The organism is Mycobacterium sp. NBC_00419 (assembly GCF_036023875.1).
Lineage (GTDB): Bacteria > Actinomycetota > Actinomycetes > Mycobacteriales > Mycobacteriaceae > Mycobacterium.
Window position 1 is genome coordinate 3,116,238 of sequence record NZ_CP107931.1, and the last position, 20,589, is coordinate 3,136,826.

At 68.3% G+C, this 20,589-nt stretch carries 21 protein-coding genes; 8 read left to right on the top strand and 13 right to left on the bottom strand.

What is annotated here, in order from left to right; genetic code table 11:
• Window position 1: 1 nt before the first annotated feature.
• Window positions 2-841 carry a PaaI family thioesterase gene (locus tag OG976_RS14900; protein ID WP_328363597.1) on the bottom strand — a complete coding sequence of 280 codons (840 nt, stop codon included), beginning with the start codon at window positions 839-841 and terminating at the stop codon, window positions 2-4.
• A gap of 41 nt (window positions 842-882) precedes the next feature.
• Between OG976_RS14900 and OG976_RS14905 the strand changes: the two genes are divergently transcribed.
• Window positions 883-1,407: a dihydrofolate reductase family protein gene (locus OG976_RS14905; RefSeq protein ID WP_328350107.1), complete on the top strand. Its 525-nt coding sequence runs from the start codon at window positions 883-885 to the stop codon at window positions 1,405-1,407.
• Here OG976_RS14905 and OG976_RS14910 read toward each other — a convergent pair.
• The gene (locus OG976_RS14910) at window positions 1,397-2,032 is read right to left on the bottom strand and encodes a TetR/AcrR family transcriptional regulator (RefSeq protein WP_328350108.1); all 636 of its coding nucleotides are present in this window, start codon (window positions 2,030-2,032) and stop codon (window positions 1,397-1,399) included. The two genes, OG976_RS14905 and OG976_RS14910, sit on opposite strands and share 11 nt — an antisense overlap.
• The gene (locus OG976_RS14915) at window positions 2,033-2,344 is read right to left on the bottom strand and encodes a hypothetical protein (RefSeq protein WP_328350110.1); all 312 of its coding nucleotides are present in this window, start codon (window positions 2,342-2,344) and stop codon (window positions 2,033-2,035) included.
• A gap of 83 nt (window positions 2,345-2,427) precedes the next feature.
• Between OG976_RS14915 and OG976_RS14920 the strand changes: the two genes are divergently transcribed.
• Both OG976_RS14920 and OG976_RS14925 read left to right on the top strand, forming a co-directional pair.
• Window positions 2,428-4,263: an acyl-CoA dehydrogenase gene (locus tag OG976_RS14920; RefSeq protein WP_328350112.1), complete on the top strand. Its 1,836-nt coding sequence runs from the start codon at window positions 2,428-2,430 to the stop codon at window positions 4,261-4,263.
• A gap of 53 nt (window positions 4,264-4,316) precedes the next feature.
• On the top strand, window positions 4,317-4,775 hold the full coding sequence (locus OG976_RS14925; protein WP_328350113.1) for a MaoC family dehydratase: 459 nt from the start codon (window positions 4,317-4,319) through the stop codon (window positions 4,773-4,775).
• A gap of 12 nt (window positions 4,776-4,787) precedes the next feature.
• Here OG976_RS14925 and OG976_RS14930 read toward each other — a convergent pair whose 3' ends face one another.
• The 4 genes from OG976_RS14930 to OG976_RS14945 all read right to left on the bottom strand — a co-directional run bounded on the left by OG976_RS14930 (window position 4,788) and on the right by OG976_RS14945 (window position 7,935).
• Complete coding sequence (locus OG976_RS14930; protein ID WP_328350115.1) at window positions 4,788-5,327, bottom strand: carboxymuconolactone decarboxylase family protein; 540 nt, start codon at window positions 5,325-5,327, stop codon at window positions 4,788-4,790.
• A gap of 16 nt (window positions 5,328-5,343) precedes the next feature.
• On the bottom strand, window positions 5,344-5,511 hold the full coding sequence (locus OG976_RS14935) for a hypothetical protein (RefSeq protein ID WP_328350117.1): 168 nt from the start codon (window positions 5,509-5,511) through the stop codon (window positions 5,344-5,346).
• A 130-nt stretch (window positions 5,512-5,641) separates the two neighbouring features.
• The gene (locus OG976_RS14940) at window positions 5,642-7,114 is read right to left on the bottom strand and encodes an aldehyde dehydrogenase (RefSeq protein ID WP_328350119.1); all 1,473 of its coding nucleotides are present in this window, start codon (window positions 7,112-7,114) and stop codon (window positions 5,642-5,644) included.
• 41 nt (window positions 7,115-7,155) lie between these two features.
• A complete protein-coding gene (locus tag OG976_RS14945) occupies window positions 7,156-7,935 on the bottom strand; it encodes a class I SAM-dependent methyltransferase (RefSeq protein WP_328350121.1) in 780 nt (259 codons plus the stop codon).
• Window positions 7,936-8,083: 148 nt separating this feature from the next.
• On the opposite strand from OG976_RS14945, the gene OG976_RS14950 reads away from it, so the two are divergent.
• Window positions 8,084-9,241, top strand: a complete 1,158-nt coding sequence (locus OG976_RS14950) for a glycosyltransferase family 4 protein (RefSeq protein WP_328350123.1) — start codon at window positions 8,084-8,086, stop codon at window positions 9,239-9,241.
• Window positions 9,242-9,247: 6 nt separating this feature from the next.
• Window positions 9,248-9,640: a DUF5313 domain-containing protein gene (locus OG976_RS14955; RefSeq protein ID WP_328350125.1), complete on the top strand. Its 393-nt coding sequence runs from the start codon at window positions 9,248-9,250 to the stop codon at window positions 9,638-9,640.
• Here OG976_RS14955 and OG976_RS14960 read toward each other — a convergent pair.
• The 4 genes from OG976_RS14960 to OG976_RS14975 all read right to left on the bottom strand — a co-directional run bounded on the left by OG976_RS14960 (window position 9,637) and on the right by OG976_RS14975 (window position 14,372).
• Window positions 9,637-11,337: a diol dehydratase reactivase ATPase-like domain-containing protein gene (locus tag OG976_RS14960; protein WP_328363600.1), complete on the bottom strand. Its 1,701-nt coding sequence runs from the start codon at window positions 11,335-11,337 to the stop codon at window positions 9,637-9,639. The two genes, OG976_RS14955 and OG976_RS14960, sit on opposite strands and share 4 nt — an antisense overlap.
• Before the next feature lie 2 nt (window positions 11,338-11,339).
• A complete protein-coding gene (locus OG976_RS14965; RefSeq protein WP_328350127.1) occupies window positions 11,340-11,675 on the bottom strand; it encodes a diol dehydratase small subunit in 336 nt (111 codons plus the stop codon).
• On the bottom strand, window positions 11,672-13,891 hold the full coding sequence (locus OG976_RS14970; RefSeq protein WP_328363602.1) for a propanediol/glycerol family dehydratase large subunit: 2,220 nt from the start codon (window positions 13,889-13,891) through the stop codon (window positions 11,672-11,674). Before OG976_RS14970 ends, OG976_RS14965 begins: the two co-directional genes overlap by 4 nt.
• Before the next feature lie 70 nt (window positions 13,892-13,961).
• Window positions 13,962-14,372: a hypothetical protein gene (locus OG976_RS14975; RefSeq protein WP_442930338.1), complete on the bottom strand. Its 411-nt coding sequence runs from the start codon at window positions 14,370-14,372 to the stop codon at window positions 13,962-13,964.
• A gap of 59 nt (window positions 14,373-14,431) precedes the next feature.
• On the opposite strand from OG976_RS14975, the gene OG976_RS14980 reads away from it, so the two are divergent.
• Entirely contained in the window at window positions 14,432-14,896 is a 465-nt protein-coding gene (locus OG976_RS14980) for a DUF1003 domain-containing protein (protein WP_328350129.1), read from the top strand.
• An 11-nt stretch (window positions 14,897-14,907) separates the two neighbouring features.
• Here OG976_RS14980 and OG976_RS14985 read toward each other — a convergent pair whose 3' ends face one another.
• On the bottom strand, window positions 14,908-16,617 hold the full coding sequence (locus OG976_RS14985; protein WP_328350131.1) for a hypothetical protein: 1,710 nt from the start codon (window positions 16,615-16,617) through the stop codon (window positions 14,908-14,910).
• A gap of 7 nt (window positions 16,618-16,624) precedes the next feature.
• A complete protein-coding gene (locus tag OG976_RS14990) occupies window positions 16,625-17,821 on the bottom strand; it encodes a DUF3068 domain-containing protein (protein ID WP_328350133.1) in 1,197 nt (398 codons plus the stop codon).
• A gap of 166 nt (window positions 17,822-17,987) precedes the next feature.
• On the opposite strand from OG976_RS14990, the gene OG976_RS14995 reads away from it, so the two are divergent.
• Window positions 17,988-19,199, top strand: coding sequence for an acyltransferase family protein (locus tag OG976_RS14995; RefSeq protein ID WP_328350135.1), 1,212 nt, complete (start codon window positions 17,988-17,990; stop codon window positions 19,197-19,199).
• 79 nt (window positions 19,200-19,278) lie between these two features.
• Complete coding sequence (locus OG976_RS15000; protein WP_328350138.1) at window positions 19,279-20,589, top strand: glycosyltransferase; 1,311 nt, start codon at window positions 19,279-19,281, stop codon at window positions 20,587-20,589.

Genomic DNA, 20,589 nt, shown 5'->3' on the forward strand with positions numbered 1-20,589 from the left:
ATCAACGGTATCCAGTGACGCGGGCCATGATGGCGGTCTTGCCGTCGTCGCCGATCGCCACGGCGTCGCCGATCGCGGAGTTACGGCCCACCCGCACCGCCCTGCCCTCGTATCGGGAGCGCTCGCCTGCGAACAACGGGCGCACGAAGTTCACCCGCAGCGATGCGGTGCGCAGCGGTTCGTCCTGGCCGTGGTTGATCGCCGCGGAGGCGACCAGTTCCAGCCCGGTGCTGCTGACGCCGCCGTGGATGATGCCGATCAAGTTGTTGATGATGGAGTCCGGACGCTGGGCCAGCGTGAAGGTGTCGCCGTCGACGGGCAGCCGATGCACGGACATCAGGTCGGCCAGCGATGTCTCCGGGGTGCGCGTGAGCGGATCCGACCCCCGGGGCAGCGGCCCGTCGGGGCCGCCGCTGATCGCGACGGTGCGCACCGTGCCACCGCCGATGGTGGTGCCGCCGTGGGTCAGCGTGCAGATCGCCAGCAGGGTGGCGCCGTGCGGGCCCAGCGGCCGGCTACTGGCCACCACCGGCTCGTGCGGGTTGGCCAGGATGCTGTCGATGCCGTCCGGGCTGAGCTCGACGGCGAGCTCGCTGGACACGGTCCATTGGCCGGCACTGCGGCGGTAGAAGTTGGCGCGGCCGCCGACGTCGTCGACCAGGATCGCCAGCGCACCGATCGTCGGGTGGCCGGTGAACGGGTTGAACATGCCACCCACCGGCATCGACGCGACCACCGTGGCGTCGGCGAGATCTTCCTCGAGCGTGGTGATGGCGAAGCGGGTCAGGACGCTCTCCGGGGTTTCCGGGTCCTGCCCGTCGATATGCGGGTCAGACGTCATCACGTCTTGTATTCCAGCACGGCCGCCATAGTCTCGAAGACATGGCCACCCTCTACTTCACCGCATCGAGCCTGGACGGCTACATCGTCGACGATCACGGCAGTCTGGATTGGCTGACCTCCCGCGACATCGACATCGACGGACCGTTCGGCTATCGGGCGTTCGAGGCCGGGATCGGATCGCTGGTGATGGGGTCGGCGACCTACGAGTGGCTGGTGGCCAATCAGCCCGGCCCGTGGATGTACAGCCAACCGACGTGGGTGCTCACCCACCGTCCGGATATCGTCGCTGACGACCACCCCGTGCGTGTGTTCAGCGGTGCGCCAACCGATCTGCATCCTCAGCTGGTGGAAGCCGCCGGCGACAAGGATGTCTGGGTGGTCGGTGGTGGCGACGTTGCCGCACAGTTCGTCGCTGCCGGACTCGTCGACGAGCTGATCGTGTCCTACGCGCCCTGCAGCCTGGGAGCCGGGGCGCCGGTGCTGCCGGTTGCTTCGGAGTGGACGCTGATCGAGACCGGTGTCAACGGCGACTTCGTCTGTGCGCGTTGGAGTTTCAGGCATTGAGGTTGGGCATACCGAACTTCGTCACGAATTCCTTTGCCTTGATGAGGAAATCGAGCTGACCGGCGACTTCGTGCAGCGGTTCGAGACTGCGTACCGAGCGGCATAACACCACCGCGCCCTCCATGGCGGAGATCGTGGTGTCGGCCAGGGAAGCGGCTTCGGCGTCGTCGAAGCCTTCCCTTATGTAGGCCTGCTTGGAGGCTTCGCGCCACCGGCTGAAGATGTCGCCGGCCACGGCGGTGAGCTGCTGTTCGTCCTCGCCCGAGCCGACCGCGGCCGCCAGCACGGGACATCCGGCGGAGTAGTCGCTGGCGGTCAGGGCGTCTTCCCAGAGCTGGACGAAGCGACGCAGCAGTACGGTCGAGTTCTTCCCGGCCGCTTCGTCGATGCTGGCGGTGATCGCGTCGCCGGCGTAGTCCAGCGCCTCGCGCAGGATCTGGCTGCGGCCCTCCGGGAAGTGGTGGTAGACCGACCCGCGGGGCGCGCCGCTGCGGGCCAGCACCTCGTCGATCGTGACCCCGGCGGCCCCGCGCTCGCGCAGTACCTCCGCGGCGCTGATCAGCATCTTGGTCCGCGTCGAACCCCGGGTTCGGCGGACGGTGTCAGCAGGTGCCTTGGGGGCCATTCAGGCGGCAGTGGACGAACGGAAGGGGGAGCCTCGCCAGGAGAGCGCACGGGCGCCGCGGCCGAACAGCTGGCGGCGTTTGTCAGGGACGTGGCGCGTGAACCGGTGGCCGGCGATATTCAACTCGATCAGCCACATGGCGGTCTCCTTGCGGGGCGGGCGAATGCCCGGTCCATAACTATGCTTATGACCATAAGATGAGAGTTTCATGAGCGCAACGGGTAATCGGGCCGGCCGCATAACCGCCGCCAGCGCGATCTTCTGACCTGCGGCAACCGGGCCGATGTGACCTAGATCTATGGTGTAGATCATATTTTCAGCCGTTGCCTGAACGCCCTGATCAGGCCACCTGAACGGGTTAGGCTCTGCTCAGCCGCAACGGGAGGCGCAAGCGAATGGGCCATTACAAGAGCAACGTCCGCGACCTCGAGTTCAACCTCTTCGAGCTGCTCGGGCTGGAGAAGGTGCTCGACGGCAGCACTTTCGGCGATCTGGACGGCGACTCCGTGCGCCAGATGCTGGCCGAGGCCGCGCGTCTGGCCGAGGGCCCGGTGGCCGAGTCGTTCGCCGAGACCGACCGTCACCCGCCGACCTTCGACCCCGACACCCACACGGTCTCCATCCCGGAGCCGTTCAAGAAATCGCTCAAAGCCTGGCAGGACGGCGAGTGGTTCCGGATCGGGCTCGACGAGGAAGTGGGCGGGGTCCCGGCCCCGGCGATGGTGGGCTGGGCGATCAACGAGCTGGTGCTGGGCGCCAACCCGGCCGTCTTCATGTACCTGGCCGGCCCGATCATGGCCGACATCCTGTTCCACATCGGCAACCAGGAGCAGAAGCAGTGGGCTCAGCTCGCCGTCGAGCGTGGCTGGGCGGCGACCATGGTGCTGACCGAACCCGACGCCGGATCCGACGTCGGGGCCGGGCGCACCAAGGCGGTCGACGCCGGTGACGGCACCTGGCACATCGAGGGCGTCAAACGGTTCATCACCAGTGGCGACACCGATGACCTCTTCGAGAACATCATGCATCTGGTGCTGGCCCGGCCCGAGGGAGCCGGGCCCGGCACCAAGGGCCTGTCCCTGTTCTTCGTCCCCAAGTTCCTGTTCGACCCGGAGACCGGGGAGCCGGGTGAGCTCAACGGCGCGTTCGTCACCAACCTCGAGCACAAGATGGGCCTGAAGGCCTCGGCCACCACCGAGATCAGTTTCGGCCTGCACGGCAAGCCGGCGATCGGGTGGCTGGTCGGCGACGTCCACAACGGCATCGCGCAGATGTTCAAGGTGATCGAGTACGCGCGAATGTTCGTGGGTACCAAAGCGATTGCGACGCTGTCGACCGGCTACCTGAACGCCCTGGAGTACGCCAAGTTCCGGGTGCAGGGCGCCGACATGACGCAGATGACCGATAAGACCGCGCCGCGGGTGACCATCCTGCATCACCCCGACGTGCGCCGCGCCCTGATGACGCAGAAGGCCTACGCCGAGGGATTGCGTGCGCTGTATCTCTATACCGCCGCCCACCAGGACCCGGCCGCGGCCGAGGTGGTCTCCGGTGCCGATGCCGAACTCGCCGAGCGGATCAACGATCTGTTCCTCCCGATCGTCAAGGGTGTCGGATCGGAGCGGGCCTACCAGACCCTGACCGAGTCGCTGCAGACGTTCGGCGGGTCGGGCTTCCTGCAGGACTACCCGATCGAGCAGTACATCCGCGACGCCAAGATCGACTCGCTCTACGAGGGCACCACCGCAATTCAGGCTCAGGACTTCTTCTTTCGCAAGATCGCCCGCGATCAGGGGGTGGCGCTGACCCACGTCGTGACCCAGATCGAGACGTTCATCGACAGCCCCGACGCCAAGCCGGAACTCGCAGGCGCGCGGGCGCTGCTGGCCGAGGCCCTCGACAACCTGCGGGCGATGGTCGCCACCCTCACCGGCTACCTCTTCGGCGCCCAGCAGGATTCGCGAGAGCTGTATCGGGTGGGCCTCGAGTCGGTGCCCTTCCTGCTGGCTGTCGGTGATCTGATGATCGGCTGGCTGCTGCTGAGGCAGGCCGAGATCGCCCTCGGCGCACTCGACGGCGACCTCGATCCGCGCGAACGCTCCTTCTACAGCGGCAAAGTCGCCGTCGCGAACTTCTTCGCGCGCAACGTACTGCCTCGGCTGGCCGCCCAGCGTCGCATCGCCGAGGGCGTCGACCTGGCGATCATGGACCTGGACGAAGAGGCCTTCTGAGCGTCGGTCAAGATGGCGGGAGTAACCGCTGAGACTGAATAGGAAGTGAGCCCATGAAGCTGATCACGTCTATCGACGATGCCGAATCGCTGGTCGGCACCGAACTCGGCGTCAGCGACTGGCTCCAGATCGACCAGAAGCGCATCAACGATTTCGCCGACGTCACCGGCGATCATCAGTGGATCCACGTCGACGTCGAGCGGGCCAAGGCCGAAAGTCCTTACGGGACACCGATCGCCCACGGCTTTCTCACACTGTCACTGGTTCCCGCGCTGTCCAAGGACAACTTCCGCATCGAGAACGCCAAGATGGCCATCAACTACGGGCTCAACAAGGTCCGCTTCGTCGCCGCCGTGCCCGTCGACAGCCGGGTGCGGGTGCGCTCGGAGCTGGCCGAGGCCACCAAGGTCGACGACAGCACCGTCAACCTCACGGTGCGCCACACCATCGAGATCGACGGCGTCGACAAGCCGGCCGCCGTCGCCGAGATGATCGTGCGCACTCTGTTCTAATCGCGGGGCAGTTCACTCGGCGAACTCGACGGCGGGATAGTCCACGTCGACTTCGCTGATGTGATGCAGGTAGTTCGACAACGTCGTGGAGATGGCGTGTCCCACGATCTCCACGATCTCCGCGTCAGTCCAGCCGGCTGCGCGCACGGCCGCGAGATCGGCGGCCGCGACGTGGCCGCGGGTACGTACCACGAGTTGTGCGAACTCGAGTGCGGCTGCGGTCTTGGGATTTGACGCGCGAGCCGACCGGGCGTCGGCGATGTCGTCGGCCGGCACCCGGTAGGCGCCGGCGGCGGCGGTGTGCGCGGCAAGGCAGTACGCGCATCGGTTCTCCTGGGAGACCGCGATGGCGAGCTGCTCGGCGATGCCGCCGCGCAGCGATCCTCTGCCCAGTGCATCGTCGAACCCGAGGACCGCCTCGGTCATCGGCAGCGACAGCGCCAGTACGGCGCCGAGATTGGGAACTCGACCCCACGCCTTCTGAATCGCCTCGCGGGCCTGACGCTGGGCGGGATCGTCGGTAGTGGCGTCGGCAGTCGACAAGCGAGCCATGATGTGATCCTTCCTGTCAGGCCGCGGATTTCGCCGCGTGCACCGGGGAGCCGTCGTCCAGTGACCGCTCACCGCAGTCGATTCGGTGACCGACCACGACGAGAGCCGTGGACAGCAGCATCACCAACTCGGGTTGTGCCAGTGCTCTGATGAATGCTCTGCTGCGAATGCTTCTGATAGCCATGTCGAGGCAGTGTCGGACACGCGTCGAACCGTTACATCGGGGTCGGATGCGCCCCTTGGCTTTTCACGGCCCGCCGCTACACACGACAATGGCCCCCGACATGCGGGGGCCATCGTCGTTGTGCAGCCGACTACTCGGGCTGGTAGCCGAAGGGCAGCAGCACGCTCTTGGCCTGGGTGTACGCCTCGATACCCTCGGGCCCGTTCTCGCGGCCGATGCCGGAGTTCTTGTATCCACCGAACGGCGAACCGGGATCGAACGCGTACATGTTGACCGCGTACGTGCCGGTGCGGATCTGCGCGGCGATCTTCATGGCCTTGTCGTTATCGGTGGTGTACACCGAACCGGCCAGACCGTAGACGGAGTCGTTGGCGATGCGCACGGCGTCCTCTTCGGTGTCATACGGAATCACCGCCAGGACCGGTCCGAAGATCTCCTCCTGCGCGATGGTCATCGAGTTGTCGACGTCGGCGAAGACCGTCGGCTGAACGAACCAGCCGCCGTCGAGCCCCTCGGGACGCTCACCGCCGGTGACGATCCGGGCACCTTCCTCGACGCCCTTCTTGATGTAGCCCTCGACCCGCTCGCGCTGCTTCTCGCTGATCAGCGGGCCGATCATGGCGGCGGGGTTGTCGGGCAATCCGACGGGCATCGCCGCGACGGCGGCGGACAGCTTCTCGACAACCTCGTCGTAGCGCGACCGCGGGGCCAGGATGCGGGTCTGGCCGACACAGGCCTGGCCGCAGTTCATCAGGCCGGAGAACACCAGCATCGGCAGCGTCGAATCGAGGTCGGCGTCCTCGAGAATGATCGCGGCCGACTTGCCGCCCAACTCCAGGGTGCACGGCTTGAGCTTCTCGGCGGCGATCTTGGCGATCTCCTTGCCGACCCCGCTTGACCCGGTGAAGGTGAACTTGTCGATCTCGGGGTTGGCGGTCAACGCACGGCCGGTCTCCGGTCCGCCGGGGACCACCGAGAGCACACCTTCGGGCAGCCCGGCTTCGGCGAAGACGTCGGCCATCGCGAACAACGACAGCGGGGTCTCGGCGGCCGGCTTCACGACGATGGTGCAGCCGGCCAGCAGCGCCGGGCCGAGCTTGTTGGCGGCCAGGAAGAACGGCACATTCCACGCCGTCACGGCCGCGACGACACCGATCGGTTCGCGCAGCACCATGGTGGTGCCGTACACGCCGTCGCGGAAGTCGCGCCAGGTGAACTTGTCGGCGGCACCGGCGAAGTACTGGAACGACGACATCGCCGCGCCGTACTGCATCATGTCGACGATCGTCGGCGGCTGCCCCGTCTCGGCGGCAAGCAGGAACTTGAACTCCTCGGCGCGCTCTTCGAGGATCTTGACGGCGCGGCCCAGGATCTCGCCGCGCTCGGCGGGCGACATGTGCGGCCAGGGGCCCTCGTCGAAGGCCTTGCGGGCGGCAGCGCAGGCGGCGTCGACGTCAGCTGCCACGGCCAGCGGCACCTTGCCGACGAGTTCGCCGGTCGCCGGGGAGTGCACTTCGATGACCTCGGCAGAGGCCGGTTCGGTCCACTTGCCGCCGATGAATAGCTTGTCCCATTCGGTCTTGAACGCGGTGCTCTGTGTCATACCCGTCACACTACCGACTGAAGACAAAAACTAGAACCTGTTCATTTCGGCACATTCGGCGGCCGTAGCACCAGCACCAGGTTGCTCACCAGGAACTCGCGCACACCGGGTACCGAGGTCAATCCCCAAGCCCATCGCGGGTGGTAACGCGGGAATGCCGCGACCAATGCCCCGGTGCCCGCCGCCCACCGCAGCCCGTCGGCCGCCGACACCGCGAACAGCGACGAGCCGTAGTTGTTCTTCGGCGGATGCCCGTGCTTACGGGTGTAGCGGGCTGCGGCGCGTTCACCACCGAAATAGTGCGTCAGACCCATCTCGTGGCCGCCGAACGGACCCAGCCACACCGTGTAGGACAAGATCGCCAGGCCACCCGGGCGGGTGATGCGCAGCATCTCGGCGCCCAACTGCCAGGGCTGCGCGACATGCTCGGCGACATTGGACGACAGGCACACCTCGACGCTGCCGTCGGCGAACGGCAGCGCCATCCCGGAGGCGCGCACGAACGATCCGGGACTGCTGCCACGGACGTGCTCGGCGGCGTGCATCTCGGACGGATCCGGTTCCACGCCGACGTACTCCCAGCCCGCCGCGCAGAACGCCGACGCGAAGTACCCCGGGCCGCCACCGACGTCGACCACCGTGCGCCCGGCAGGCCCGCCGGCGTGGTCGGCCCGCCACAGGTCGGTGACCATGGCTGCGGTGTCGGCGGCCAGCGCACCGTAGAAGCGGTCTGGGTCGCGCTGTTCGAAGCGGAAATCCGACAGCAGGCGCACCGACCGGGCCAGCGTCGCGCGCCTGGCGAACAGGTCGGTGACGGACATCGGTTCACCCTAGTGACCGGGACCGGACTCGACTGTCGCCCTCCTCCTCGGGCCTTGGGGGCCCGCATCGTCGGCCGACCGGATTCGACTGTCGCCCTCCTCCTCGGGCCTTGGGGGCCCGCATCGTCGGCCGACTAGGCTGATCTCGATGTCCGCTCCCGTCCGTTCCGTGCTGCTGTTGTGCTGGCGCGATACCGGCCACCCACAGGGTGGCGGGAGTGAAACCTATGTTCAGCGCATCGGCACCCTGCTGGCGCAGTCGGGCGTCGAGGTGACGCTGCGCACCGCCCGCTATCCGGGGGCGCCACGCCGCGAGGTCGTCGACGGAGTGCGGATCAGCCGCGGTGGCGGCCCCTACACGGTCTACATCTGGGCCGGGCTGGCGATGGTGCTGGCCCGAATCGGGCTGGGACCGCTGCGCCGGGTGCGTCCCGACGTCGTCCTGGACACCCAGAACGGGGTGCCGTTCCTGGCCCGCCTGGCCTTCGGCCGTCGCGTCGCGGTCCTGGTCCACCACTGCCATCGCGAGCAGTGGCCGGTCGCCGGCCGGGTGATCGGACGACTCGGGTGGCTCGTCGAGTCGTGGCTCTCGCCGCGCATGCACCGGCGAAACCAGTACGTCACGGTGTCGCTGCCCTCAGCCCGCGACCTGGCCGACCTCGGTGTGGATTCACGCCGGATCGCCGTGGTGCGCAACGGGTTGGATGAGGCCCCCGCGGACACCCTGACCGCGGACCGGTCGGCGACCCCGCGGGTGGTCGTGTTGTCTCGGCTGGTGCCGCACAAGCAGATCGAGGACGCGCTGGACGCGGTGGCCCGGCTGCGATCGCGGGTCGACGGTCTGCATCTGGATATCGTCGGCGGCGGCTGGTGGCATGACCGTCTCGTCGAGCGGGCACAACAGCTGGGAATCGCCGACTCCGTCACGTTCCACGGTCACGTTGGCGACACCGCCAAACATGATGTGGTGCAACGCTCCTGGGTGCACGTGCTGCCGTCGCGCAAAGAGGGCTGGGGTCTGGCCGTCATCGAGGCGGCCCAGCATGGGGTGCCGACGATCGGTTACCGATCCTCCGGCGGTCTCACCGATTCGGTGATCGACGGGGTGACCGGTGTGCTGGTCGACAGCCCCGACGAACTGGTCGACGGGCTCGAGCGGCTGCTGAGCGACCGGGTTCTTCGCGACGAACTCGGCGCGAAGGCGATGGCCCGAAGCCGGGAGTTCTCGTGGCAGCAGAGTGCGGCTGCCATGCGAAATGTATTGGAGTCCGTGCACTCCGGAACCCGCGTCAGCGGCGTGATCTAGGAAGCCATGACCGACAACACCAGTCCCAACCCGCTCCAATACATCGCCTACTGCTACGGCAAGCAGTTGCCGGACTCGATGCGTGACTGGGTGCGCAATGACCTCACCGGCAAGGGTGCGCGGCTGCGGACGCTGGTGCGGGTCGCGATTCCCGGCCTGCTACTCGTCTCGCCGCTGTGGCTGGTCCCGACCACGACCCCCATGCACTTGGCCATGTCCTCGCTGCTGTTCCTGCCGTTCTTGTACTTCGCGCACGCGCTGGACAAGATCTGGCGCACCTACCGCCTGCGCCAGCACAACATCGATCCGGGGCTGATCGACGAACTGGCTCGCAAGCGCGACGCGCACATCCACGAGTCCTACCGTCGGCGCTACGGGCACGACGACGCCGGAAGCTAAACCTGCTGGGCGTCGGCGTACAGGTGCACCAGGCCGGAGGCGACGGCGTAGCGCGGTCCGTGCACGCCGTCGACATCGGCACGCCCGACGGCCACCGGAACAGTGCGAAGTGACTCGCCGACGGTTCGCAGCAGCTCATCGTCGAGCGCCCCACCACCGGCCAGCACCAGCGCCACGGGCGGTGTGTCGAATGCGCGCAGGCAGCGGGCGATGTTGGCCGCGACCGTCTGCTGTTTGACCGCCAGCCGCAGGCTGCGCCACTCCTCGGCGGCCAGCCGGTTGGAGAACGGGACCAGCCCGGCGCTGCCACGCGTGCACAACCGGCCGATCGCCTCGGCCGGGGCAGGGGAGTCCAGGAATACCCGGCGGCCGTCCTCCTCGTGGGCGATGTGCGGTCCCTCCACCCGGATCGCCGGTGAACGTTTGACCTGTTCGGCCAGCGCGCGCGGAACGCCGAGGGTGGCCGCGACAGCGGTGGTGATGGCCTCACCGGCCCCGGCGGCCACCACCTCCTGATCCGGGCTGATCACGTCGATGGTGCCCCCGCCGATATCGCAGACGATCGACCCGGGCGGCAGGTGCGGGGTGGTGTGGGCGCCGCGCGCGGCCGCCCGCGGCTCCGAGGCGATGGTCCGGGTCGGGCGTCCGCACATCTCCTGCAGGGTGGCCGCGGCGTCGGCGACCTCGTCGGCGGCCAGCAGCGCGACGACGGTTCCGGTGGTCTCGACCACCCCGCGGCGCAGCCACGCGCCGTCGTCGATCGCCCTGAGGTTGGTGAAGTAGGCGTCATCGACGGCGATGCCGTGTGCCGCCGACGGCAGCGCGCCCAGGCGCACCGCCACCACCGTGCCGGGCGGACGGACCCGTAGCAGGCTCTCGGCCTCGGCGGGTGAGTAGCGCCGAACGACGCCATCGATTCGGCATTCCGCGTAGTCGTCGTCGGCCGCCGGCGGGCCGGGGTCCCCGTCGCGCAGGGTCACCGCGATCGCCGGTGAATCCGCCAGCTCCCGGGTGAACTCGGCAATCCGGTGGATGTGTTCGTGGTCCACCTCGAGGGCCGCCGACAGGGCGATCGGGTCGGCCAGCGCACGGTAGGAGCGGCCCTCGGCCACCACCTCGATCGCCACTGGCGCGCCGCGCCGCAGACCGACGAGGTCGACCTCGTCGACCACCGGTATGCCGCCGGGGATCCGGTTGGCGATCAGGACGGCCTCGTCGCGTTCGGCGATCACCCCGACGATCTGCCAGCCGCGTTCCACGGCCTCGGTGATCTGCCGTGCGGCCACCTCGAAATCGATTGTCGCGTCGACAGAAACGACCACCGGGCCGACGGTGACCGGGTCGGCCAGGCCGGCGATCGGCAGGTGGGCACCGACGGCCGAGCCGGTCCCGGCCGGTGTGCTCGCGCTCGGCCGGCGCAGGCTGCGCACCGGGCAGTGCGGTGGAGTCGGCGGCGGCAGTGGGGCGGTCGCGGTGTCGACCGGGCGCAGCGCCGACAGGACGATCTCGTCGACGCGAAGCTGGGCCTCGACTTCAAGCTTGCGCAACAGCGCCGCCGCTCCGGCCAGTGAGTCCCGAGAACCCTTGCGCCCGCGAGTCGGTGACTGCCCGTGACAGATCGGCTCTACCGAGCCTGCAGCCACCCTGGCGACGACGATCTCGGTGGTGTGGTTTCCGACATCGATTCCGGCGACCAGACTCAACGCAGCAGACCCCGCCGCTGATAGACCGTCGCGGCGTGGCGCACCAACTCCGCGCAGCGCTGGGCGCCGCGTGACTCCAACCCGGCAACGAGAGCGTCGAGTTCCTGGGCCGTCGACCGGTGCGGGCGCAGCGCCTCGTAGAGGTTCATCACCTCGTCGTCCCCCATGGTCGCCAATTCGGCTGCGCGCAGGAAGTTCTCGGCCAGTTGCGGGTTACCGCCCGCCTCGGCGACGGCGGCCTGGTGGGCCAGCGTGGCAGGATCCATCCGCAGATCCGACAGTGTCAGCTTGCCGTCGACGGCAGCCGCGACGGTGAACCGCTCGGAGCTCATGCACGCCTCGCATCGACCGTCACAGGAGCCTCGCCGGGCTCGCAGGCCTCGCGTTCCAGTGCCACCAGGGCGACCGCGCGGGCGTGATAGCGCGCCGAGATCGACTCGTCGGTGCCGCCGGTGAAGATCGGCACCGGTGCCATGCCCTTGGCGTGGCGAGCGGCGTTCTTACCCAGCTGCCGGTACATGTCGGCGTTGAGCAGTGGCGCGACACTGAACAGCTCCAGGTTGGCCAGTGGGGCCAGGTCTCGTCGGTGTATCAGAGCAGTTCCTTTGCCTTGCAAGCCAATTCCAATCCCCGATCCGGACAGTTTGGCCGCGGTCAGCCCGATCAGCCCGACGTCGATGGTCGATCGGATCCGGACCAGCCGGGCCACGCAGCCTTCTTCTTCCAGCCCCGCCTCGATCTGCCGCAGCACCTCGCCCACGGTCAGTCCGCACAGGGTGAGCCAGACGCTGCGCCCCAGTGCCGGGGACAGGCCGATGCACACCTCGCGGGGATCGCTTCCCTGCCGCGCGGCCTCGACCGGGGTCAGGATGATGTGCCCCTGATGCCCGGCCTGGTCGGCGGTCAGCTCCGCCGAGGTCTTCGCCTGCCGGATGCCGTCGATCTCCGCTCGCCGATGCTCGGTAAGCGCGTATCCCGTTCCCGGCCCGGCGTAGTCGTTGGGATCGGTGAGTTTGGACAGCACCTTGAAGTTCTCGTCGAAGATCGCCGAGGTTTGCAGCTGGTCGCCGCGCAGCCGCTCGGCGGTCAGCCGCATGATCGACTCGGCTTCGGGTTCGAATCCGGTGCGGTGCAGTGCGGCAACCACATCGAAGACGGTCAGCTGGCGGGCCTCGATCGCGGCGGCGGCTTCGGCCACCATCTTGGGGTGCCCGGTGGGTAGGTCGCGGGAGCCGTTGGCCACCACCACTTCGTCGACGCGGGCATCGTCGTAGTCGGCCAGGCCCAGATCCCGGTAGACGGCCTGCACGGCCTCGGCGGCGCGTCGGCGCACCGTGGCCAGGTGCTCGGCCGACACCGTCCGCAGCCCGCCGTCGGCACCCCAGTCGCGCTGCAGCACCAGGAAGTCGTCCATGTCGTCGGAGTTGAAGTTCGACAGTGCAAAAGCGTTGTCGTAGCGGGGAATCGAGCCGAATCCGGAGAAGACGAAGTCGGCGCCGGCGAGCAGCACCGGCAGGGTGTGGGCGCTGCGCCGAATGTCGGACTCAGAGATCAGGTTGTCGTTGCCTGCGCAGGACTCCAGGTCACGCAGCATCACCATCAGGTTCTCGGCCAGCAGTTCCTTCATCCCCTCCGGCACCGACGCGACGACACCGACGCCGTCGATTCCGCCGTTCTGCACGCCCTGCGACCCGAGCGCGCGAGCCAGCGAAACGCACCGCGACTCGAGGTACAGGATGGAGCACTTCTCGGCCGCGCCCATCAGGACCTCCGCCCCGCCGCCGCTGGTCACCCGCATCTTCAAGCCCCGGGAGGCGTAGGCAGAGGTGAGGATCGCCTTCGAGAACGGGGTGTCGTCGCCGTCGATGAAGACCTGCTCGGTGCCGTAGATCGAGATGGTCTCGGCGTAGCTGGTCAGGCCCCGCAGGCCCAGCCGCAGTTCGAGTGCCTCCTCGATCGAGCACTGGGCCAGCGCACCGGGCAGACCGACCTGGCTGCCGATCAGCAACGCCACCGCGTTCGACGGTGCGTCGCCGAGCACCGGCACCGTCGTCTCGACCTCGCGGAAACCGTAGGCCACCGCGCTGGCCGCGTCGGCGGCGATCAGCAGCGGGTCGTCGAGCTGATTGGTGACGTGCGCCTGGTTGCTCGGGGTGCGCCGGGCCCGCATCTTGGCCATTGCCATCTGCATCTCAACCGGGGTCAGCAGGGCGACGACACGGGCCAGTTTGGCCGGGGTGGTGCCACCGATCAGGCGTACCACCTCGGATCGCGGCACGTTGATGTCCACGGCCAGCCGGGCCAGGGCGGCGTCGTCGAGCGCCATCGCCTCGGTGGCGGCGGCCAGGTCGATGCCGTGCCGGGCGATGAACTCGTCGATGACGTCAAAGGCGGCGGCCGGCTTGCCGTCGAGTTCGACGATGACACCGTCGCGAACCACCAGCGACGGCACCGGATCGTGCGGGCTGTGCATCGCGACCAAACCCAGCGCCGGGTCGGCCACGCTGAAGCCGTCGAGGTTGACCGGCTTGGCGTCCAGGACGCGCATTCGCCCCTGGTCGAGGTCGTTCGGGTTGGGGGAAGGGTCGCGGGTCGGTGCGGCCATGCTGTCCGTCATCCTAGGTCCTCGTTCCACGGGCGATCGCGACTAGTCGCGAATCGTGTTGTCCTCGAATATGATACGGCCCATCAAGGTGTATCGCGGTGGGTCGCGGATCTTGAGGTAGGTCGCTCCCGCGGCGCCGGGAACGAACAGGCAGGGACCCCGATGCGGTCCCGGCGGCCGCGTCCTTGCGCTCCCAGAGCAGGTACACGACGTAGAGCATGCCGAGGCCACCCATCAGGGGCGCAACCAGGGTGGGCAACCAGTGCTCGCCGACCGGGTGGTTCTTGCGGATGTGGACGTAGCTGCTGACCGAGAACGCGCGCCGGGACTGCACGATCATGATCGCCATCGTGCCGAGGATAGCGAGCAGGGTGTACCTCTCGAGGTGGGTGTCCATCCCGGCCGTGCGGAACGCCAGCGCCACCGTACCCAGCGCCGAGGATTGACAGCTCGTTCACGGGCTCGCCGTGTGATGATCCGCGGATGTCGAGAATCTATGACTACGTCCGCCATCCGCGCGCTGCCGAGCTGAGCGCCAAAAAGCCGTTGACCACCGACGAGATTCGCGGTGTCAAGCACGACAACTGGTTCGTCCGGTTCAATGCCAAGTTCGGTCTCAAGATCACCGTGATCGTCGGAACGATGTGGACCGCATACCTTTTCACCGTGCTTGCGCTGTTCGCGCTCCCGGATGCGATCAAACAGGGAACGTACTTCATCGTGGTGTGGCTGTCGAGCAGCTTCCTGCAACTGGTGCTGTTGCCGATCATCATCGTCGGCCAGAACATCCAGGCCAAGGCGGCCGACACCCGCGCCGACGAAACCTACAAGGACGCCGAGGCCGTGCTCAAGGAGGCCTCGATGATCCAGGACCACCTCACCAAGCAGGACGAACTGATCGCCCATATCCTCGACCAACTCAAGCCGCTGCTCCCCAAGCAGGCCTGAACCCGCATGCATCACGCCCGTCGGACGCGGGCCACCGCCATCGCCACCGCACTCGCTGTCAGCAGGGCCAGCCAGGCCAGGTGCACCACGATCATCGTCAGTCGATCACTCTGGGCCGCAACCGGACTGGTTCCGCCGGCGCGGTACAGCGTGAGATCGGCGTCCTGGTAGATCACCGGCAGCGCGTCGAGCGTGCGCTGCGCGCTGCCCACCTCACCGGCCGTGCCGCCTTCGACGACCACCCAGCGCACACCCGCCGCGGCAATCTCCTGCGGCCCCGCCCCGGCGACCAGCATCCGCTGAATCTCCCGCGCCCGCGCGCCCTCACCGGGCACCGTCTGCCCGGAGATGGTGAGGTCACCGGTGGTGAGTACCTCCGGGCGGACCCAGCGCGGCAGCGGGTCGAGCACTGGCGCCGGTCCGGCCCAGCCGAACCGGCGCATGGTGTCGGCGGGCAACACCGCGACGGCGCCGGGGTCGGCGTTGACGATGCCGACCACCGCGGGCCATCCCCGTGGATAGTGCACCGGGGTGACCTTGCCTGCGACGCCCCAGGCCAGATCGGGCAGCACCGCGATCAGCGCGGCGATGGCGACGGCCGCGGCAACGCCGGGCCGCGTCCAGGCCCGCGCCGTGACCACCGCGCCCGCGCCGGCGACCGCATAGCCGGGCATCGCCAGTGCCACCCACTTCTGACCGTCGCGCAGAACCCCGAGACCGGGGGCGGCGTCCACCACCGCACGCAGCACGGCCAATCCCGGCCCGGTTGCCATCACCGCGGGCCCTACAACACTCACCACAGCCAGGATCAACAACGGCACTGCCGTGGGACGGCGGATCACCGCAGGAAGCCCGAGCGTCACCACCGTCAGTAGCACCACGGTGGCCAGCAACGCTAAAAAGGTTGTGCGCGAGGCTGGTACAGCCTCGGCATTCCAGATTCCGCCGAGCCCGGCCAGGCTGCCCAGCGTCCCCAGCCCGGGTTCGGCCCGGGCCGCGAAGGCAGCCAGGCCCGACGTCGCCGACGCGCCCACGGCATCGCCCACCGCGGCCGCCGTCAGCCACGGCAGGGCGGCGACCGTCGATGCCGCCGCGATCCCGGCCAGGCAACGCACCCGCGACACACCGTGGCCGCGAACCGCGATACAGACGCCCGCGACGACCGCCGCCAGTATCAGCCCGGTCGGTGTCAGTCCCGCCACCGCGATCCAGAACACCGCGGCGGCCCACACCGGCCAGCGGGGATTGTCGTCACCGGTGCGCAGCCGGATCACCGATGCGGCGACCCACGGCAGGCACCCGTAGCCGACCAGCAGGCTCCAGTGGCCCTGCAGCAGCCGCTCGCCGACGTAGGGATTCCACACCCCGAGGGTCGTCGCCACCAACTGGCCCGGCAGCCCGGCCTCCGGCACCACGTCAGCCGCCAGCCGGGCAGCACCCCAACCGGCCAGGAACAACCCGGCTACCACCAAGGCCTTCACCAACATGCCACCGTCGATCACCGTCGAGGCGATGGCGACCAGAAAGTCCTGCGGCAGCGCGCGCGGTGCGGCCTCTGATAGGCCCAGCGCAGCATCGGAGAGATAGGCGCGCGGGGTTGACACCGCATCACGCAGAAGCAGATAACCGGGTGCGAGCAGGGGAGCCGTCACCGCGACGGCCAATATGAGGGCATATCCCGGCACCACCCACCGGACTGCCCGGCGGTGTGCCTGGGTCATGCGGTCCTCACCGGTCCGGCGGAGGCTCCAGATCGGGTCTGGCGGCGGGCAGCTTCTCGGTAGCGGCCTCGGCGGCCGGCATCGGCCCGGTCTCGTCCTTGCCGAAGAAGCCGTGATCGGCGGAGTCCAGACCGGGGTCGATCAGGGCCGCCTCGGCGCGCACGCTGAACAAGCCCAGCAGTGCGCCGCCGACCAGCGCGACCAGACCGGCCGCGGTGAAGCTGATGGGCAGCACCCGCGACCACAGTCCCACCCGGTCGCGCTCGTCGCGAGCGGCGGCCACCTGGGATTCGATGGTCTGTTCGGTTGAGGTGACCTTGTAGTCGGCCAGCGCCATCTCCGGCTTGAGCGGGTCACGCGCGTAGTAGTGATTGGCGTGTTCCTCGGCCTTGACGATGGTTCCCGAGACCGGGTCCACCCAGAAGGTGCGCTGAGCGGCGTAGTAGCGCGTCATCGTGACCGGCTCGTCCGGGGGGCCGGGCAGGCCCCACAGCGACGCGCGCGCGGTCACCTCGCCCTCCTCGTCGTTGGCGTAGAGCGAGGCGTACTTGATCGGCTCGACCAGCTTGCCGTCGGCGTCGTAGCCGACGTTCTGGGTGAACCGGTAGGTGGTCAGCCCGTTGACGTCGTCTTCGCCGTCGTAGTTGGCGTCGAAGGCCTTCTGGGCGATCGCGTCGAAGTAGGGGTACGTCTTCTTCTCGGTGTTGAACGGGAACCGGTAGGACAGACCCTCGTGGGGCAGCGCGATATTGGTCGGCGGCTTGTCGTCCTCGATGGTCCGCGGCTTCTGCACCGAACCGCCCGGGTGGGTGTCGTCGGACACCGCCATCGCCGTGCTGCGGTTCAGGGTGACCGTATCCACCATCGCCAGCAGCAGGCCGTTGTCCTGCTGCTTGTCACTGCGCCGCACGGTGGTGCCGACCTGGAAGGTGACCACATCGGCGTTGGCCGGCGACTCGACGGTGATCTGCTGCTGGGACACCAGCGGCACGTTCTTGTCGATGATGAAGCGCTCACCGGACAGCGACACGGGATCCAGCGCGGTGGCAGTGCCGTTGCTGACCAGCGACTTGTCGATGTTCAGCGGAATCTTCTGGATCTTGCCGGAGGTGTAGGTCGACAACAGCAGGGCGGCAATCAGAAGGGCGGCTCCGAGCCCGATGATGCCGTACGCCGCGATACGCAACATGCCCGCGCGATTCACGCTGCCGTGGCCTCCTTCTCCCGTAGGGTTCTGCACCGCCTACACGGCGAGGCAAACCGGTCTGACCCTAACAGCAGACGCCGAGGCACCGGCTAATTAGGAGGGTCACGCCGCAGACAGGGGTACCCACTTTCGCGGGGTGACCCGCACCGGCAGACTGGCAGACATGAAACCGGAGGCCGAGCAGGTCGGGGGCACCCGCGGCTTCCTGCCCGCCGTCGAAGGGATGCGCGCGTGCGCGGCCATGGGGGTGGTGCTGACGCACGTGGCGTTCCAGACCGGCACCTCCAGCGGAGTGCTCGGCCGGCTGCTGCACCGGTTCGACCTTGCGGTCGCGGTGTTCTTCGCGCTGTCGGGCTTCCTGCTGTGGCGCGGCCACGCCGCGGCCGCGCGCGGAATGCGCCACCGCCCGCCCACCGGGCACTACCTGCGATCCCGGCTCGTGCGGATCATGCCCGGCTACCTGGTCGCCGTCATCGTGATCCTCACGCTGCTCCCGGAGGCCAACCACGCCAGTCCCACAGTGTGGCTGGCCAACCTCACGCTCACCCAGGTGTACGTCCCGCTGACGCTGACCGCCGGCCTTACCCAGATGTGGAGCCTGTCGGTCGAAGTGAGCTTCTATCTGGCGCTGCCGATCCTGGCATTACTGGCGCGCCGGTTGCCCGTGCCGGCCCGCATTCCGGTGATCGCGGCGGTGGCGCTGGCCAGCCTGGGCTGGGGACTGCTGCCGATCCACACCCCGCAGGGTGTGAACTTCCTCAACTGGCCGCCGGCCTATGCCTCCTGGTTCGCGGCGGGCATGCTGCTCGCCGAGTGGACGGTCAGCCCGCCGGGCTGGGCGCACAGGCTAGCCCGCAACCCGTGGGCCATCACCGGCATCGCCGTGGGGGCCTATCTGTTGTCCGCCTCGCCGCTGGCCGGGCCGGAAGACCTGGTCCCGGCGACGCTGGGCCAGTTCGTCATTCGTACGTCGTTGGGGGCGGTGGTGGCGTGGGCGCTGTTGGCGCCGCTGGTGCTCGACCGGCCCGACACCGCGCACCCGATCCTGGGGAGCAAGGTGATGGTGACGCTCGGCCGCTGGTCCTACGGGCTGTTCGTGTGGCACCTGGCCGCGTTGGTGATGGTGTTCCCGATGGTCGGCAAGTTCATGTTCAACGGAAACCTGATCGTCGTGCTGGTGCTCACCTTGATCTTCGGGTTCGCGATGGCCGCGGTCAGCTATGCGCTGGTGGAGTCGCCGTGCCGGAATGCGCTGCGGCGCTGGGAGTATCGGCGTGCACGTAGCCCGCGCCCCGGCGAGGGGGGCCGGGCGTCGCCGGTGCCGCCGCTGGACAGTTCGGTCAGCGACGATCCCGAACCCGTCATCGCGCACTGAGCGCGCTGCCCGTGCTGATGCGCCCGGGGTGGGTGGTGCGCGATGATCTGTCAGACCTGATCGAGTCGAAGGGATCCCTATGGCAGCCACGAGGCCGTTGACCGTGATGTTCTGGCCCGAGTCGGCGTATGGCCCGACGAACCAGTGCATCGGGTTGGCCGCCATCCTGCGCGACCGCGGCCACCGCATCGTGTTCGCGGCGGAAAGTTCGTGGGCGGGCAAGCTGGCGCCGCTGGGCTTCGTCGAGGAACTCGTCGACCTGGCCGAACCGGCCGCAGGAGCCGAGGACGAGGACCCGGGCAAGTTCTGGACCGATTTCATCGCCGAGACCGCCCCTGAGTTCCGCAAGCCGACCGTCGACCAGCTGGAGACGTTCATCCAGCCGACCTATCAGGCGCTGGTCGGCGGCGCCAAGTACTGCGAGCCGCGGTTGCGGGCAATCGTCGCCGAGCATCGTCCCGACGTCATCGTCGAAGACAACGTCGTGCTGTTCCCCGCCTTGGTGACCGCCGGTGTCCCGTTCATCCGGATCGTGTCGTGCAGCCCGCTGGAGATCCCCGGGCCGAACATCCCGCCCCCGTTCTCCGGCCTGCCCAGTGACGACCGGTCGGCCTGGGACGACTATCGCGGCGAGTTCGACCGCACGCACCGTGCGCTGTGGGACGACTTCAACTCCTGGGTGCAGCAGCAGGGCGCCGACCCGCTGCCGGACCTGGAGTTCATGCCACGCGAGAACGCCGCCAACCTCTACGTGTATCCCGCCGAGGCGGACTACGTCGAAGCGCGACCGCTGGACGGCAGCTGGACCCGGATGGACTCCAGCGTGCGGGAAACCGACCTCGACTACGTGGTGCCCGCCGAGGTGGCCGACCGCCCCGAGGACAGCGCCTTGATCTACCTGTCACTGGGATCGCTGGGCGGGGCTGACGTCGAGCTGATGCAGCGGCTCGTCGACGTCCTGGGTGGGACCAAGCACCGATTCATCGTCAGCAAGGGGCCGCAGGCAGATCGAATCACGTTGGCGGACAACATGGTCGGCGAGCAGATGGTGCCACAGACGAAGGTCATCCCACAGGTCGACCTGGTCATCTCGCACGGCGGCAACAACACCGTGACCGAGACGCTGCACTTCGGCAAGCCGCTGATCGTGCTGCCCCTGTTCTGGGACCAGTACGAAAACGCCCAGCGTATCGACGAACTCGGCTTCGGTGTGCGGCTGAACACCTACGCCTTCGCCGAGGAGGAGCTCACCAGCGCGGTGGACCGGACGCTGGCCGACACCGCACTGCGGGACCGGCTGGCCGAGATCGGCGCGAAGATCAGGGCGCGTGACGGGCTCCGCGTCGGTGCTGACGTCATCGAGAAGGTGGGCCAGGCCGCGACGGCCTGA